Origin of the sequence: Paraburkholderia sp. UCT70, from assembly GCF_050434085.1 — a bacterium.
Taxonomy (GTDB): Bacteria; Pseudomonadota; Gammaproteobacteria; order Burkholderiales; family Burkholderiaceae; genus Paraburkholderia; species Paraburkholderia tuberum.
Map to the genome: position 1 here is coordinate 2,866,577 of NZ_JBNPVZ010000002.1, position 15,655 is coordinate 2,882,231.

Here is a 15,655-nt window from a genome sequence, read left to right on the forward strand (position 1 = left end):
ACCGCGACCATTTCGCCGCGACCAGCGCTTCTTCAGGACACCGCGCTCAAGGATGCTGGGTTAGACAAGTCGACGCCGGAGACCTTGACGACGGTCTGCCATGCGGCTTCCTGGCTGGCGCGATCGTGGAGGTGTGGGTGGAGCTGCGCCTCAATTGGGCCTGTGAGCTTCCCGGGCGCCGAGGCGAAGAATTGCCCTGAGACGTCGGTTCCGAACTCCGACGCCTGGAGGTACCGACGGGCCGCGGTCTCCGGCGTCTGAGACATGCCGGGGATGAGCTTCACCAGTGGAATCATCAGCCACTTTAGGACCGGGCTAGCGTTTCGCACCGCCTGGGTGTCGGGCGCGCTACCGGGCGAGACGGCGTATACGGCCATGCCGGAGGGTAGCCGGCGAGCCAGCGCCGCGACCCACCAAGCGATGATGAGCTTCGCGTCGGCATACGCCCGGTTGGGCACGTACTTCACGTTCGGCCCGTTGCGCAGCAGGGCTTCAACAGCGGCGGTTCGGTCACCCTGGTGGTGTTTGGCCGCGAAGGCTGGCACGTCGGTGTAGCTGAACAGGGGTACGCCCCCTCGGGCAGGTTCCGCCCCGGCGATAACGATCCGCGCGTTGGGGCTCAGCAGGTTGGCGCGGAGCAACCCGACAGTCAGTTGATGATGGCCGATCAGCGGGGCCTGAGCCGCCTCGACGCCCGTCGCAGTGAGCACGCGCTTATTACCTGGGACCATCCCGCCATTGAGCAGTAGGAAATCAATCGGCCGACCTCGCTTGACGAGCTCGGCGAGGATGGACTGAACGCTGGACGGCGTGTCCAGCTCCAGCTCCAGCGGCGTGAAGACCTGTATTCTGGTCTCAGCGGCGAGCTGAGCGGCCGTTTGCTGGGCCCGAACCAGGCTGCGCCCGGTGACGATGATCTCGCGCCAGCCTTCTCCTGCAAGAATGCGGGCTGCCGCATGCCCGAGCCCGGAAGTGGCGCCGGTGACGAGAGCGATCGAATGTTCCATGGGCGGCTCCGTGGTGAAAGGTGAAGGTCGAGTCGTGAGGCCCCGCAAAGCCAGGGCCGGCTTGCTAATTTCGAACTGTTCGGTTATATATTGATGCGATAGCCATTGTCAATGAGTTTTGAACCAAATGATTCAAAATACTGCTAGGCCGCGGGGTCGACCGCGCAGCTTCGACGAGACGGGGGCGCTGGAAAAGGCGACTCAGGTGTTCTGGTCGAAAGGCTACGACGGAGTGACGATTGACGATCTCGTCGCCGGGATGGGTGTGGGACGGCCGAGCCTGTATGCCGTCTTTGGGGACAAGCGGGCGATATTCTTGCGCGTCCTTAGGGCGTACGCAGAACGGAAGGGCGCATCAGCCGCGAAGGCACTCCTCTCGCCACAGAGTCTTCGCGACTCGATCGAGGGCTTTCTAAGGTACGCCGTCGAAAGTGCGACCGAGAAAGGGTCCGCCCGGGGCTGCCTTCTGGTGTGCGTCGCCCCGCTTGTGAACGACGCTGAGGTTCAGCGGTTTCTGCAGAGCACGGTCGCGGGCGGCGCGGCGCTGGTGGAGCGCCGTTTCCGGGACGGGATCTGTGCGGGAGACATCCCGCCTGCCTTTCCGGTAGCCGTGCGCGCGATCCAAGTCACAGATTTTGCTCGTGGCCTGACCATGCGTGCGCGGATAGGCACGCCGCGCAAGACGCTCCTCAAAGATGCTGAGGAAGCGGCCGACTTGGTGCTCCAACCGCGGCGTGGAAACGCGGCGCCAGAAAGTTGACGCCGGCGTTAAGGGGCGTTGCGGGGCAGTAGGCTTTGATAGTTGCCGCTTCGCGCGCCCCTCAAACCCGATCAATCGTTTCCCGTTTCGGATAGGAGGGGTCACCTTGATTTGGAAGTCGAAGCCCGTAAGCCAGTTGGCCCCAAGCGCGGTCCCTCTCGGGTGGCGATTCGCGGCAGCATGAGTTGACCACGCTCTCTCGAAATCGTTGCGCGCAATCTCGGCAACTGGAAACCCCGCGGCATCGCACGGCTTGTCTGTGACAACTCCGAATCACCTCAAGATGCTGTTGCTCGTACTGCAGAACGACTGCCGCGGTACACCTCCATCTGCCGCACTACGGTCTTCTTCGGCTCGACCTCGAAGTACCAGTCGGAAGCTCCCTACTAGGCAAATTCGTCACCTCGATCTTCGTCCCAACGTCCGTTGTAGTGGCGCATGCTCGTGTCCGATGAGGCTTCTAGGGTTCCGTGTAGGCTACTCCGAAGCGGCCCTTCACAACCGGCCGTTGTTGGCCGAGCCCGGCCCGACCGTTGCACGGGCAGCGTGGTCGACCACCGGCGGGCCGCATCGGGCAGCCGTCGACCCCTAGCCGCACTTCGACTTGACGCGACCGCTGCGGCAGCTTCGCCAACTGAAACGGCGATTCGATCAGCGATATCGACCGGCCAGTCGTCCGGGCGAGAGTCCTCGCCGGGCTCATCACGACGATGAGTTGCTGCGTCTCGAAGGCTCCCGCCTGACAACGAGCCCGTCACGACGGGAAGGTTCAGTAACGGCAACGCGGGCCGACTTCGATTGCCGCAGGACGCCGTCTGCCGCTCAGTCGAGTTCGATCGGCCGCCCGTGGGGCGTGCGGCGCGCCGCTACGTCCCATGCGTTTTTCCGCTTCACCAGTCCATCGCGCGTCACGCAGCCCTTCGCGGTCGCGATCCGTTCGAGCGCGGTCAGCCAGTGAACATAGTACGTGTCGCCGCGGTCCGGATCACCTTGCGCTTGCGCGTCGCGGATAGCATCGGCGAGTTGGGCCTCCCATTCGGCCCAGGTGAACACGCCGCGCTCATGAAGCAAGAGCGTCATCGCGAAGGCCGCCGCCTGCCACGGCGCGGCGAAGACCGGGCCGGCATCGTCGCGCGGCAAGCCGGGCAGTGCATCGAGCAACACGCGAGGCGCAGTCTTGAAAGTCTTCCTCGATGAGGGTACGCTCATGTCGTTCCGCTCGCATCCAGATACGGCTCCCAGCAATCGGCGCACACGGAAGCGGCCGTCGTATCGCGGCCCCACAATTCGACCGCATCGAAGCACACCGTGTACAGCCACTGCGGATCGTCGCCGCGTCCCACCGCGTTCGAATCAGGGAACACATGCGCGCCGTGCACTGCGACGATCCGGCCGCGCTTGCCACGGCAGTAACGCGGCAAGCGCGTGTGCGTTTGCGGGTTGAGCAGCCGCGTACGTACCTCGTCGCCGACGGCAAAACGCGCCGGATGCGGCGGCGTGCGCGTCACAGGGCTCCCGCTAAACAGCGTGGGGTTGACCTGATCGCGAGCCAGCACGCGCGGCACCGGCGCGGCGGGATGCTGTGATACGCCGCTGTCGATCTCGTCGGGCGTGGCGAGGCGCGAGTTGATCAGAAGCTTGCACAAGCCGGCAAACCAGATCTGGTAATAGCTGCTCGACAGATACTGCGCCGGCGGCAGGCTCTCGCGCGCGGCGCGCGACATGTCGAGATTCCATGTGCCCGTCGCGCCCATCGCGATCGTTAGCGCGAGCACATGGCGCTCCCAGTCGGCGTGGAAGTAGGGTTCGTCGGCCTCGGGTACGACCGGCCCGAACGACTGCATCCCGCCCAGATCCTGCGCGCCATTCACGATGAGCCTCCGTTGCGCACTTTCGCCTGGTGCGCAGGGAGCGGTAAGCCTGTGCCGATCATCGAGTCGCGCGTGACAAGATCGGCGAGTTCGTCTCCGTTCAGCGCGTCGGTGCCAAGCGAACGCATTGGCAGCACCAGATAGCGTACCTCGGCCGTCGAATCCCACACGCGGATCTCGATGTCGTCCGGCAACGCTACGCCAAAATCCTCCAGCACGCCACGCGGGTCGATCACCGCGCGCGAGCGGTACGGCGCCGACTTGTACCAGACGGGTGGCAAGCCGAGCACGGGCCACGGGTAGCACGAGCACAGCGTGCAGACGACCATGTTGTGTACGCCCGGCGTGTTCTCCAGCGCGACCATGTGCTCGCCCTGGCGCCCCGTGAAGCCAAGCGACGCGATGGCGGCTGTCGCATCGTCGAGCAGCCAGTGTCGAAAGTCCGGATCGCTCCACGCCTTTGCGATGACGCGAGCGCCGTTGCGCGGACCCACTTTCGTTTCGTAGGTTTCGATCAGCACGTCGAGCGCTTGCGGATCGACATAGCCCTTCTCGATCAGTAGCGATTCGAGCGCACGCACGCGCAGATCCATGTCGGGCAGTGCGCTGCCTTCATGTCCTTCATGCGCCTGAGGGTGGTGAGGCGCGTGATGGCGCGAGGGGTCATGTACGGGGTCGTGATTCATCTGCATCCGCCTCGAGAATGCGACATTCACAAAGTATGGACGGGCAAGACGTCGAATGCAAACGGCCGACACGCGGTTTCGGGCAGCGCGATCGATTATGTGCGACGCCCACCGGCGTCAGTTCCTGTCCGAACGTGCTAATTCCCTTTTATGCGTTGAGGCTCGTAATATGACCGTCGAAACCCGACCCACTTCGGCCCTTCGACGCCGCCCGAATAGAACGGCGGCTCGCAATGGCGGATTCAACCGGTCGATGCAACACAATGAACGTCGCATGAGCGGCGGGAGTGTTGCAAATGAAACAGAGGCGCCGGATCTATTACAGCGAAAGCCAGAAGGCATTGATGTGGGAACGCTGGCGCAAAGGCGAGTCGTTGCAGCACATCGCCCAGCTATTTGACCGCAATCACTCGTCAGTACAGGGAATTCTGGCGCAAACTGGAGGAATCCAGCCTGCACCCCGCCAGCGATCCAGGCTGGCGCTGACGCTTGCCGAACGCGAGGAGATTTCGCGAGGCCTCGTCGCGGGTGATTCGATTCAGGCAATCGCCCGGCGACTGTCGCGATCACCGTCCACGGTCTGTCGCGAGATCAAGCGCAACAGTGGGCAGGGCGGCTATCGGGCCAGCCACGCCGACCAGCTGGCATGGGATCGGTCGCTGCGCCCGAAAGTCTGCAAACTGGTCGAGCACCGGAAGCTGGCTCATATCGTGGCCGACAAGCTCCAGTTGCAGTGGTCGCCCCAGCAGATTGCTGGATGGCTCAAACGCGCCTGGCCAGGCAACGAGGACTACCACGTGTCACACGAGACCATCTACCGCAGTCTTTTCATTCAGGCACGGGGTGCACTGAAGAAAGAACTGCTGGAGCATTTACGGCGCACCCGGGCCATGCGCCGCTCGCGCCATCACACCCAGAAAACGGACGATCACGGCAGAATCCGCGAAGCGGTATCAATCAGTGAACGCCCCGCCACCGTGGAAGATCGCGCGGTGCCGGGACACTGGGAAGGCGATCTCCTGTGTGGCAGTGGCGGTAGCCAGATTGCAACGCTTGTAGAGCGTCAGACGCGCTATGTGATGCTGGTGAAGATCGCCAGCAAGGACAGCGAAACAGTAGTCAATGCGCTCATCAGACATGCCGGAAAGCTGCCGAAGGAGCTGTATAAATCGCTTACCTGGGATCGGGGATCAGAGATGGCGAACCACAAGCAGTTCACCATCGCCACGGACATTGCCGTGTACTTCTGCGATCCGAAACACCCCTGGCAACGGGGCTCGAATGAAAACACCAATGGCCTGTTGAGACAATACTTCCCGAAAGGCATCGATCTGTCGGTCTACTCACAGGCCAAACTCAATGCCGTGGCTCGAAGGCTGAACGAGCGTCCAAGGAAGACACTGGATTACGAAACGCCGGCTGAACGGTTCCATCGAACTATTGCATCGACCGGTTGAATCCGCCATGTATAACAGCCGTTGGTACAGCCTCGTTGGCCGGCAAATGATCAGCCGAAGCGTCGTTCGCGCGGTATTGCGCACTACTTTCCCGGATGACCACTCGGCGCGAATCCTGCGCTGGCGATACACCGAGAGCGGCTACCGAGCCCGGGGTGTTCAAACACTTCCAATGGTTCGGCAAAGCTTCTTGGCCTACCGGCGTTCCCGAACGGAAACTGAGCTAAATGATGGAAGCGGCCGCGCGCGTCAGCGAGGAGGCTTTAGTGCGGTAAGGTAAGCGGTGCGCTCGGCCGTGACCAATCGGCGACCTTCAACTTGCGGGCGGAGGATCTGTTCGAAGAACAGTCGTTCGTCCGCTGTGAACTGTTTCGCGAGAATGTCGCCGAGCCGCGGAGCCCAAGGGTGAGGGGAGCTGCCAAGCAGCACATCCCAGGAGGTGACCGCGGCGGGGCGTACATCAATGTGGAACTCCATATGAATATCCGTGAACCCTGCATCTAATGCGAAGCGGACCAGATCGCGTTCGCCGTAGTTTACAATCGGACTCGCAGAAATTTTTTCCTCAGTATCGGGAAATTGAGCGGCTTTCCAGCGATGCAGCAGGTGAAAGAAGTTGTCCCCGGCGTTCTCGGGCAGGCCCTCAACGACTTGCCTCAGAGAGCTTGCCTCGATTGCATCGTCGCGCATAATCGGTTCAGCGATCGATAGCCGGCCGCCGGGTCCGAGAATCCGGTGAAATTCCCGTATGGCGGCCATCTTGTCGGGGACATAAGCGAGAACTGCCCGTGTCGTGACTGCATCGACAGAGTCGCCTTCAATGCCGTTGAGCAATTCGGCGGAGCATTGGATGAAGACGCATTGATCCTGAATGTTCCGCTGAACTGCGAGTGCTTCAGTGTGACGAAGCAGAGGCGCCGAAATATCTGTCAAAAGCACGCGCAGTGATGGGCCTATGCGGTCGATAGCGCTAAAGCCGATCAGGCCATCACCGGCACCGATGTCGGCGAGCGTCATGCCAGGAGCAAGCCTCGCGCCGTCCAGGACGCGGTCCGCAGATTGTTTGAGTTCGGCATGGAGGGCTCGTTCGTGCCCTGGATCATCGGCATGCCGAATATGCAACAGCCAATCGGACCACACATCGGATTGCGGCTGGGAGTCGCGGCTATTCATGTCGAGGGGCCATTGTCGATTGGGGGCGTTACTGTCGGCGCATGAATGTAGAGGAAGTTACCTTATGAGAACCTGAAGGACGTGTCATCAGTGCGGGAAATCGCAGAGGAATATTTAGCGTCGAACTGTGGATAGACAAAGGAGCCTGCGCTATGAGAGGCTTCGCATCATGCCGGCACGGCGATCCTTAAAGATAACGAGAGCTAGAACGTGAGTGAGTGGGAACCTGGCAGCATTGATGGTATTGCGTACACGTACGGCTATTGCGACGAACTGGATCCGCTGCGCCTTAGACTTCCGTTGCTACAGTCGGGCGTCGCCCCTCCGGCGCTGCATACCGCCTGCGAGCTAGGATTCGGCCACGGCGTCAGCGTGAATATCCACGCAGCCGGGTCAGCTACAGAATGGTTCGGTACTGACTTCAACCCGTCTCATGCAAGCTTTGCACGGCAACTGACACAGTGCGCCGGATCGCAGGCGAGATTGTTCGCTGAAAGCTTCTCGGAATTCTGTATGCGAGACGATTTGCCGAAATTTGATTTCATCGGCATGCACGGCATCTGGAGCTGGATTTCCGACGAAAACCGTGTGCTCATTGCCGATTTCATACGACGCAAACTCAATGACGGCGGCGTCGTGTATATGAGCTATAACACCCAGCCCGGGTGGGCCACGATGTTGCCGGTGCGCGAATTGATGCACGGTCATTTTCAGGCGAGCGCGCGACTGAATGCACACGGCGACGTGCCCACCGAAACGCGAGCCCAGACGCACATTGCAGCGGCGATAGACTTCCTAAAGACCGTGATTGCGACGCAACCCGGCTACACAGTGGTCAACCCTCTGCTGGCTGAACGTGTCGACGCATTGTGCAAGGAGAACACGCACTACCTAGCACATGAATATTTCAATCGTGACTGGCAGCCCATGACTTTCTCGCAGGTCACATCATCGCTTGCCGCGAGTGGTTTGACTTATGGCTGCTCTGCAGACTATCGCGATCACGTTGACGAGATCAATCTCAACCCAGTTCAACGCGCCTTGTTGGCGGGCATTCCAGATACCGCTTTACGTGAGACCGTCCGAGACTTTTGCATCAACCGGTCAATGCGGCGAGATTACTGGGTCAAAGGGAGCCGGGCGCTCGGTGAAGAGGCGCAGCAGACGGCGCTGCGCGCGCATCGCGTCATGCTGGCGCTGCCGAGGGCTTCGGTCTTGCTGAAGGTGCGCGGAGCGCTGGGAGAAGCGACACTACCGGAAAGCTCATATGGTCCGATTCTCGACGCACTTGCCAGCCATCACCCCGCCAGTCTGGCCGATATCGAAAACAACGTCCGCGGACGTGGGATTACGCTCCCCTTCATCGTCAAGGCCGTGACATTGTTAGTGGGGGCCGGCGTGTTGCTGAATGTACAGGATGAGGCGCGCGTTGAGCTCGCTCGTCCGTCATCGGACAGGCTGAACGCCGCTATTTGCGAGCAGGCGCTCCAGCAGGGGGACGTACAATTTCTGGTCAGTCCGGTGTCCGGATCGGGTGTTTTGATTCCCCGTGTTCCACAGCTCTTCCTATTGGCGAGGCGGCGTCACTTAAGGGAACCAGCACAGTGGGCCGGATTCGCCGAGGCTGCTTTGCGCACGAGTCCCGCGCCAACTCACGCCATGGAGGACGTTTCCGTTAGCCCGCCGAACACCAGCCGCGATCTAATTGCGGAAGCGAATCGCTTCGCTGAAATACATCTTCCGATATTGCAGGCGCTGGGAATCGCTTGAGGAAGAGATACGGTCGGCGGCATCGCGCGCTAACGCAAGCGCCAGAAAACCAGGTAAAGCCACTGCGTCGCGCGAAGCATGTGGCCATGCAAGCGCGCGTCGCAATAAGCCGTTCTGCGAACGGCCGCTGTCTAAATGGATCGGCCACTTGAATGTCCACCGCTCGATGCGGCTGAACGTCAGCAACTGGCCGACCAGCGCCCGACGAACGAGCGCGACGATCGTCTCGGGCGTGCGAGCTATGCAAAAGGCATGAGCCGACCCGTTGCCGTCGTTCAACCCAGCGCTGCTCTGGCGGCCGCTTCCAGGCACAACGGTCGTTCACTCGACCACATTGGCTGGCTGATGGTCGGCCTTATGCGAAGCTTTCCATAAGGCCGATGACGCTACCTCCATCCCAGCGATTTCAATCCTCTCCCCTCAATCTTTATCGGCCTCCGGTGCAGTCTGCAGCGACGTACGGTATGGCTGTTGAGACTGGAATCGGCGCTGGAACGCAGCTGGGTAGCCAGGTGGGTAGCCGCACTGCTAGCTCTGCGATACACCAGCCTTATCTGGCAAGCCTTACAACGCTCCCCCGAGATCAACGGCACGTTCTACGGTTTGCAGAAACCGGCCAGCTATGAGAAGTGGTATCAGGAGACGCCCGACGATTTCGTGTTCTCGTTAAAGGCGCCGCGTTACGCGACCAACCGCAAGGTGCTCGCCGAAGCCGGCGACACCATCGAGCGATTCTTCGCAAGCGGCGTGCTGCTGCTCAGGCAGAAGCTCGGGCCCATCAACTGGCAGTTCGCGCCGACCAAAAAATTCGACGCTGACGATTTCGAGGCCTTTCTGAAGCTGCTGCCCGCGAGCATCGAAGGACAGAAGCTGCGGCACGCGGTCGAGGTTCGTCACGAGTCGTTCAGGACACCGGAATTCATCGCGCTGGCGCGCAAGTACAAGGTCGCGGTCGTGCTCGCGGCCGACAGCGAGTATCCGCAGATCGCCGACATCACCGCGCCGTTCGTCTACGCGCGCATCATGGGCACGAGCGAAAAGCAAGCCAAAGGCTATTCGACGAAAGCGCTCGACGCATGGGCCGAACGCGCGCCAGCTCGCCGCGGGCATCACGCCCGACGATCTCGAGACCTGCGCGGAGCCGCCCGCGAAAGCCGCCACGCGCGACGTCTATCTATATGTGATCAGCGGCTTCAAGGAGCGCAATCCGGCCGCCGCGATGGCGTTGCTCAGGAAGCTCTGAATCCGCCGCGCCGCCTGCCTGCCGGTCCGCCCGCCATGAGGCCGGCGCGGGTGTCATAATCGCGCCAGCGCAACCGTGCGCGGACGCGTCGGCTTCGCGTCAAGCCCGACGCAAGACCTTGCGTCAAAACCTCGCCCGAGGCACGCAGTAACCCAACCCGCACGGCCCACGTCAAACCCACGCGGCGCCCGCACGCCCTCATCGCGGCGGCGCTCGCATAATCAGGCGGCAAGGCCGCCCGCCTCATCAACCGATTGCGGAGAACATCTTGAGCGCCCTCGACAATCCCCTGCACGATCAGGAAGTCGGCTCGGCCGACGCCACCCAGGACACCACGCGCATCGACGACGTGCGCATCGGCGCGGTCCGTCCGCTGATTTCCCCCGCGCTGCTGCAGGACGAACTGCCGGTGCCGCCCGCGGTGCAGTTGCTGGTCGAGAAGACTCGCGTCGAAATCGCCGACATTCTGCACAGCCGCGACGACCGGCTCGTGCTGATCGTCGGCCCCTGTTCGATTCACGACCACGACCAGGCGATCGAATACGCGCGCAAGCTGAAGGCCGCCGCCGATCACTACCGGGACGATCTGCTGATCGTGATGCGCGTGTACTTCGAGAAACCGCGCACGACGGTGGGCTGGAAAGGCTACATCAACGATCCGCGTCTGGACGGCAGCTTCCGCATCAACGAAGGCCTGCGTCTCGCCCGGCAATTGCTGCTCGACATCAACGCTCTGGGCCTGCCCACGGCGACCGAGTTTCTCGACCTGTTGAGCCCGCAATACATCGCCGATCTGATCGCGTGGGGTGCGATCGGCGCGCGCACGACCGAGAGCCAGAGTCATCGTCAGCTCGCGTCGGGCCTGAGCTGCCCGATCGGCTTCAAGAACGGCACCGACGGCGGCGTGCAGATCGCCGCCGACGCGATCGTCGCGGCGCGTGCGAGCCACGCGTTCATGGGCATGACGAAAATGGGCATGGCCGCGATCTTCGAAACGCGCGGCAACGACGACGCGCACGTGATCCTGCGCGGCGGCAAGAAAGGGCCGAACTACGACAGCGCGTCGGTGCAGGCGACCTGTGAAGCGCTAAGTTCAGCGGGTCTGCGCGAGCAGGTGATGATCGACTGCTCGCATGCGAATTCGAACAAATCGCACTTGCGGCAGATCGAGATCGCGGACGATATCGCGCGGCAACTGTCGGAGCGCGAGCGCCGCATCATCGGTGTGATGCTCGAAAGTCATCTGGAAGAAGGCCGTCAGGATCTGAAGGCCGGTGTGCCGTTGCGTTACGGCGTGTCGATCACGGATGCCTGCGTGAGCTGGGCGCAGACCGAACCGGTGCTCGCCACGCTCGCCGAGGCAACCCGCAAGCGTCGCGCGGGCTGACAGGGCAACGCACGGACTGCCCGATCGCGATGGCCGCGCCGGGTCCGCTTTAGACTCGATCGAAGCCGGTCGAGCCCACGAACGCCTGGCTCAAGGAGCCAGACACACGCGCCGCACCAGTTGCCGGCGAATCGCCTGGCCGGGTTGGGCAGCGCGTGATCCTCACGCCCGACGCATCACTCACGCGCGCCTCACAGCGGGGCTGCGGCGCGCATCGCGAATGCTCCGGCGTGAAGCGCGTTGCTTACGACGCGTTGACGGCTTCCTTGAACGCCTTGCCTGCGGTGAACTTCACCGTCTTGGCCGCGGCGATCTGGATCTCTTCGCCCGTCGACGGATTGCGCCCCACACGTGCCGCGCGCGCGCCGGTCGAGAACGAACCGAAACCGACCAGTTGCACCGTATCGCCGCTCACCACGGCCTTGGTCACTGCCTCGACGATCGCGTCGATGGTCTGGCCGGTTGCCGCTTTGCTTTCGCCCGTCGCTGCGGCGACTGCATCAATCAGTTCCTGTTTGTTCATAGCACTTCCCGTATGGTAATCATGGAACCGGCGCCCTCTGAGGCGCCGGGACCGACACACTAACGCATAGGCGCACCTTCGCGCAAACCCTTGGTGTAAGGCTTGTATCAAGGCGGAGGCGCCGGTTTGACGTTTTTGCGCCCCAAACTGCCATAAGAATCGCGAGCTTATGCGCGTGCGCCGCCTTATGACCGTTCGCCGCGCATCACAATCCGTTGCAATTTCAGTACTTTAGGTCGCGTTACGCGATCCCGCGCCGGCTTCCCGATGACGATAGCCCCTTTCGCGATGCGCGGGCGCGCCATTTGCGACACATGTCACAAGTTAACGATCGGCAAGACATAAAGAAGTGAGAATTCGCCACTTTGCAACATTCGCGCTGCTCGCCGCGTTGTCGTCGGCGGCGGCCGCGGCCGACGACAACGCGTGCGCGACCCTCGTCGGTGCGACGAACTCCAGCACCGCGCAGAGCTTTCCGCTACGCGACGGCGAACCGGTCGACTTCGTCGGCGGCGGAAAAACCGTGCACGGCAAGCTGCTCGTGTTCAGCGACGGCGACGTGTTTCGCGCGTACTGGCAGCCGGATGACAGCCCGGAAAAATACGTGCTCGCGAATGCTGGCGCCGACGCGGTCCGGCTCGTCTCGGCCGCGCCGCGTGGCACGCCCGCGCCGGCCGGCCAGCCCGGCACCGCCATGCGGCCGCAGCGGGTCCTGTCGTGCCCCACGCTTTGAGCATGCACGAAGGCCGCCTTTTGCTGCTCGAGTCTCGCGATCGGCATCCGGCACAAACGTCTGGTTCCAGCGCCGCCAACACGCGCCGCCAGGTAGTACTTACCGCCCGACTATCCGTAAGCGCGCAGCCGGGCTCACAGGCCCTTGACTGCGATGCTCCGTTATCCCCTGGAGCGCTCAAGTTAATCAGCCTCGCGCCGATATAAACAGCTGCGTTTAGCGCGCAAACGTTAAAGGGATGGCGATGGCCTGGCTTGCGAGATTGAAGAAGGTACTGTCGGTCGCCGAGGGCGACCGGGAGCTGATGCGTGCGCAGTTGCACGCGTTCCGCCGCCAGGTACCGCTTCTCTACTTCATCCTGCTCGTCAACACGGCGGCGGTGGCGGCGACGCATCTGGACAGCTCGCCGGCCTGGCTGTCGATGTATGTGCCCGGCACGCTCGGCGCGCTGTGTGTGTTTCGCTGCGTGCGCTGGTGGCGCAAACGCAACCATAAGATGACGGACGCTCAGGCGGTCCGCGAATTGCGCAGCGTGACATGGATCGTCGGCGTGTTCGGCGTCGCGTTCAGCGGCTGGTCGGTGCTGCTGTTTCCGTACGGCACCGCCTACCAGCAGGCGCAGGTCGCGTTCTATATGGCGACGACGCTGGTCGGCAGCATGTTCTGCCTGATCCATCTGCGCAAGCCCGCGCTTCTGCTGCTTTGCATCGTCATCCTGAGTTTCTCCGGCTTCCTCGTGTCGAGCGGCTCGCCGGTGTTCTTCGCGATGGCCGTCGACATGGCGCTGGTCGGCGTCGCGCTCGCGGTGGTCATCCAGCTTTACTGGCGCACGTTTGCAGACGCGGTGCACGCGCAACGCGAACTGCAGGCAAGCCAGCACAACACCCAACGGCTCAGCGACGACAACTACCGGCTCGCCAGCATCGACAGTCTGACCGGCCTGCCGAACCGGCGCAGTTTCTTCGCGGCGCTGAGCGCGATATCGGAGCAGGCGCTCGAAACCGGTGGCGGCTTCAACGTCGGCCTCATCGATCTGGACGGCTTCAAGCAGGTCAACGACATTTACGGTCACGCGAGCGGCGACCTCGTGCTGCAGGAAGTCGGCACGCGGCTCGTGTTGATCGGCGAAACGGGCCTGATGTTCGCGCGTCTGGGCGGCGATGAATTCGGCGTGCTCGTACGCCACAAGGTGTCGAACGAAGCGCTGGTCGAGTTGGGGCAGCGTATCTGCGATGCGCTCAGCCAGCCTTATCAAGTCGCCGACAATGTCGCGGAGCTGTCGGGCACGATCGGCTGGGCCGCGTTTCCCGACGCGGGCTCGACAGTCGCGCAGGTGTTCGAACGCGCCGACGCCGCGCTCTATGTCGGCAAGGAAAACCGCCGCGGCATGCCGGTAATTTTCTCGACCGAACACGAAACGCAGATGCGGCGTCTAAGCCTCGTCACGCAGGAGCTGCGCCATGCGGACCTCGAAGCGGAACTGTTCCTCGAGTTCCAGCCGATCTACGATCTGCTCACGCGCCGGCCGATCGGCCTCGAAGCGCTCGGTCGATGGCACAACGCGCGGCTCGGCATGGTCAGGCCGGAGGAATTCATTCGGATTGCAGAGCGGACCGAGCTGATCCTCGGCATCACCGACGTGCTGCTGCGCCAGGCGCTCGCCGAGGTCGCGCACTGGCCCGCCGATCTGTATCTGTCGTTCAACCTGTCCGCGATCGATATCTCGACGTCGGCGCGCGCGCGCCGCCTGATCGACATCGTCGCGGCAAGCGGCGTGTCGCCGCATCGCGTGACGTTCGAAATGACCGAAACCGCGTTGACGCGCGACTTCGAGCAGGCGCACAGCGCGATGACGATGCTGAAGCAGGCCGGCTGCCGGCTGTCGCTCGACGATTTCGGCACCGGCTATTCGAGCCTAAGCTACGTGCATCGGCTGCCATTCGACGCGATCAAGATCGACCGCAGCTTCGTGAGCGACGTCGATACCAATAGCGCCTCGAAGAAGATCATCAAATCCGTGATCGACCTATGCCGCAACCTCGGGCTCGAATGCGTGGTCGAAGGACTCGAAACACCGTTGCAGGCCCAGGTCGTCAAGGCGCTCGGCGCGCGCGCGGTGCAGGGTTATCTGTTCAGCCTGCCGATGCGGGCGAGCGCGGTCGGCACGTTTCTGTGGACCGCGCTCGCCCAGAGCCACGCGGCGGAGACGCATTCGTAGCGCTCGATCGCTCCATGGCAGCGCCGCTCAATACGCCAGCTTCGGATACCAGTCGGTGCCACGGCCGCCCGGCGTCATGTCGAGGATCGTCCACAACGGCATCGGATCGGGCGCGCCGCGCGGATCCTGTCCGGGGTCCGACGTCGACGGCCCCATCTCCTCGGCCCAGAAGTGCCGCACGACGCCGCCCGTGCGCGTGAATACGTTCAGCGCGGGAAGGTCGTCGCCGGCGGGATCTTCGGCCGCGTAATCGCGATTGAACGTGTTGCCGCCCGACGAATATAGCCGCAGATGCCGCCAGCCGCGCTCCTGCTTGAACGCGACGAGCCTGTCGATCGGCGAGCGGCCGATCACCGCGAACGCGACGCGCTGCAGGATATCGGGCATTTCGCCGTCCCACGCGCTCAGTAGCGACGTGCACATCGGGCACGGCCGCGCGCGTTGCGGTCCGAACATCCAGTTGTAGGTCACGAGCGTGTCGTGCGCGCCGAACATCTGCGATAGCGGGACCGGGCCCGCTTCGCCGTCGAAGCGGTAATCCTCCGGCACGACGCCTCCCGCCGGCAGCGCGCGACGCTGCGCGGCGACACGCTCGATCTGGCGGCGCAGCTCGATCTCCTCGGCGAGCAACGCGTTGCGCGCGCGTCGATATTCGGGGCTCTCGCCCGGAAAGCGCGAGGGCAAGTCGGCCAGTTCGCGGGCCGGTTTCAGCGTATGCATCGAAGTGTTTGCGTCGTTCATCAGTCATCTCCTTGTGAGAAATCGTCAGAAAAACGGACGGAAGACGAGCGGGCATCGTCGCTTTGCCGCCCTTCCTGTAGGGACGA

At 62.8% G+C, this 15,655-nt stretch carries 14 protein-coding genes and 1 pseudogene; 7 read left to right on the plus strand and 8 right to left on the minus strand.

The features are described from left to right. Window positions 1–32: 32 nt before the first annotated feature. Window positions 33–1,007 carry an SDR family NAD(P)-dependent oxidoreductase gene (locus OKW41_RS15490; protein WP_429573062.1) on the minus strand — a complete coding sequence of 325 codons (975 nt, stop codon included), beginning with the start codon at window positions 1,005–1,007 and terminating at the stop codon, window positions 33–35. Window positions 1,008–1,134: 127 nt separating this feature from the next. Here OKW41_RS15490 and OKW41_RS15495 point away from each other — a divergent pair, with 127 nt between their 5' ends. Next, window positions 1,135–1,767 carry a TetR/AcrR family transcriptional regulator gene (locus tag OKW41_RS15495; protein WP_429444007.1) on the plus strand — a complete coding sequence of 211 codons (633 nt, stop codon included), beginning with the start codon at window positions 1,135–1,137 and terminating at the stop codon, window positions 1,765–1,767. Window positions 1,768–2,589: 822 nt separating this feature from the next. Here the strand turns inward: OKW41_RS15495 and OKW41_RS15500 are convergent. The 3 genes from OKW41_RS15500 to nthA are packed head-to-tail and all read right to left on the minus strand — an operon-like array spanning window position 2,590 to window position 4,330. Next, window positions 2,590–2,976: a nitrile hydratase accessory protein gene (locus tag OKW41_RS15500; protein ID WP_429573063.1), complete on the minus strand. Its 387-nt coding sequence runs from the start codon at window positions 2,974–2,976 to the stop codon at window positions 2,590–2,592. Next, the gene (gene nthB, locus OKW41_RS15505; protein WP_429573064.1) at window positions 2,973–3,638 is read right to left on the minus strand and encodes a nitrile hydratase subunit beta; all 666 of its coding nucleotides are present in this window, start codon (window positions 3,636–3,638) and stop codon (window positions 2,973–2,975) included. The genes OKW41_RS15500 and nthB overlap by 4 nt, the downstream gene beginning before the upstream one ends. After that, on the minus strand, window positions 3,635–4,330 hold the full coding sequence (gene nthA / locus OKW41_RS15510) for a nitrile hydratase subunit alpha (protein ID WP_429573065.1): 696 nt from the start codon (window positions 4,328–4,330) through the stop codon (window positions 3,635–3,637). Before nthA ends, nthB begins: the two co-directional genes overlap by 4 nt. A 290-nt stretch (window positions 4,331–4,620) precedes the next feature. Here nthA and OKW41_RS15515 point away from each other — a divergent pair, with 290 nt between their 5' ends. Further along, complete coding sequence (locus OKW41_RS15515) at window positions 4,621–5,781, plus strand: IS30 family transposase (protein ID WP_429572810.1); 1,161 nt, start codon at window positions 4,621–4,623, stop codon at window positions 5,779–5,781. 249 nt (window positions 5,782–6,030) lie between these two features. Here OKW41_RS15515 and OKW41_RS15520 read toward each other — a convergent pair whose 3' ends face one another. Then, window positions 6,031–6,954, minus strand: coding sequence for a class I SAM-dependent methyltransferase (locus OKW41_RS15520; protein ID WP_429573066.1), 924 nt, complete (start codon window positions 6,952–6,954; stop codon window positions 6,031–6,033). A gap of 210 nt (window positions 6,955–7,164) precedes the next feature. On the opposite strand from OKW41_RS15520, the gene OKW41_RS15525 reads away from it, so the two are divergent. Further along, complete coding sequence (locus OKW41_RS15525) at window positions 7,165–8,724, plus strand: class I SAM-dependent methyltransferase (RefSeq protein ID WP_429573067.1); 1,560 nt, start codon at window positions 7,165–7,167, stop codon at window positions 8,722–8,724. On the opposite strand, the gene OKW41_RS15530 is transcribed toward OKW41_RS15525, so the two are convergent. Next, entirely contained in the window at window positions 8,656–9,003 is a 348-nt protein-coding gene (locus OKW41_RS15530) for a hypothetical protein (protein ID WP_429573068.1), read from the minus strand. The two genes, OKW41_RS15525 and OKW41_RS15530, sit on opposite strands and share 69 nt — an antisense overlap. A gap of 294 nt (window positions 9,004–9,297) precedes the next feature. Here OKW41_RS15530 and OKW41_RS15535 point away from each other — a divergent pair. Together OKW41_RS15535 and OKW41_RS15540 are read left to right on the plus strand one after the other, a co-directional pair. After that, window positions 9,298–9,967, plus strand: a pseudogene (locus OKW41_RS15535) (DUF72 domain-containing protein); the annotation flags it as partial. 268 nt (window positions 9,968–10,235) lie between these two features. Further along, window positions 10,236–11,354 carry a 3-deoxy-7-phosphoheptulonate synthase gene (locus tag OKW41_RS15540; protein ID WP_429573069.1) on the plus strand — a complete coding sequence of 373 codons (1,119 nt, stop codon included), beginning with the start codon at window positions 10,236–10,238 and terminating at the stop codon, window positions 11,352–11,354. 244 nt (window positions 11,355–11,598) lie between these two features. Here the strand turns inward: OKW41_RS15540 and OKW41_RS15545 are convergent, their stop codons facing one another. Beyond that, the gene (locus OKW41_RS15545; protein WP_013092091.1) at window positions 11,599–11,877 is read right to left on the minus strand and encodes an HU family DNA-binding protein; all 279 of its coding nucleotides are present in this window, start codon (window positions 11,875–11,877) and stop codon (window positions 11,599–11,601) included. A gap of 349 nt (window positions 11,878–12,226) precedes the next feature. Between OKW41_RS15545 and OKW41_RS15550 the strand changes: the two genes are divergently transcribed. After that, window positions 12,227–12,610, plus strand: coding sequence for a hypothetical protein (locus OKW41_RS15550; protein WP_429444014.1), 384 nt, complete (start codon window positions 12,227–12,229; stop codon window positions 12,608–12,610). A 244-nt stretch (window positions 12,611–12,854) separates the two neighbouring features. Beyond that, the gene (locus tag OKW41_RS15555; RefSeq protein ID WP_429573070.1) at window positions 12,855–14,828 is read left to right on the plus strand and encodes a putative bifunctional diguanylate cyclase/phosphodiesterase; all 1,974 of its coding nucleotides are present in this window, start codon (window positions 12,855–12,857) and stop codon (window positions 14,826–14,828) included. A 27-nt stretch (window positions 14,829–14,855) separates the two neighbouring features. Here OKW41_RS15555 and OKW41_RS15560 read toward each other — a convergent pair whose 3' ends face one another. Next, window positions 14,856–15,569 carry a DUF899 family protein gene (locus OKW41_RS15560; protein ID WP_429573071.1) on the minus strand — a complete coding sequence of 238 codons (714 nt, stop codon included), beginning with the start codon at window positions 15,567–15,569 and terminating at the stop codon, window positions 14,856–14,858. Window positions 15,570–15,655: the final 86 nt, after the last annotated feature.

Coding starts and splice junctions, on each gene's coding strand:
- OKW41_RS15490 (WP_429573062.1), bottom strand. CDS start 1,007: ATGGAACATTCGATCGCTCTCGTCACCGGCGCCACTTCCGGGCTCGGG.
- OKW41_RS15495 (WP_429444007.1), top strand. CDS start 1,135: ATGATTCAAAATACTGCTAGGCCGCGGGGTCGACCGCGCAGCTTCGAC.
- OKW41_RS15500 (WP_429573063.1), bottom strand. CDS start 2,976: ATGAGCGTACCCTCATCGAGGAAGACTTTCAAGACTGCGCCTCGCGTG.
- nthA (WP_429573065.1), bottom strand. CDS start 4,330: ATGCAGATGAATCACGACCCCGTACATGACCCCTCGCGCCATCACGCG.
- OKW41_RS15515 (WP_429572810.1), top strand. CDS start 4,621: ATGAAACAGAGGCGCCGGATCTATTACAGCGAAAGCCAGAAGGCATTG.
- OKW41_RS15520 (WP_429573066.1), bottom strand. CDS start 6,954: ATGAATAGCCGCGACTCCCAGCCGCAATCCGATGTGTGGTCCGATTGG.
- OKW41_RS15545 (WP_013092091.1), bottom strand. CDS start 11,877: ATGAACAAACAGGAACTGATTGATGCAGTCGCCGCAGCGACGGGCGAA.
- OKW41_RS15555 (WP_429573070.1), top strand. CDS start 12,855: ATGGCCTGGCTTGCGAGATTGAAGAAGGTACTGTCGGTCGCCGAGGGC.
- OKW41_RS15560 (WP_429573071.1), bottom strand. CDS start 15,569: ATGAACGACGCAAACACTTCGATGCATACGCTGAAACCGGCCCGCGAA.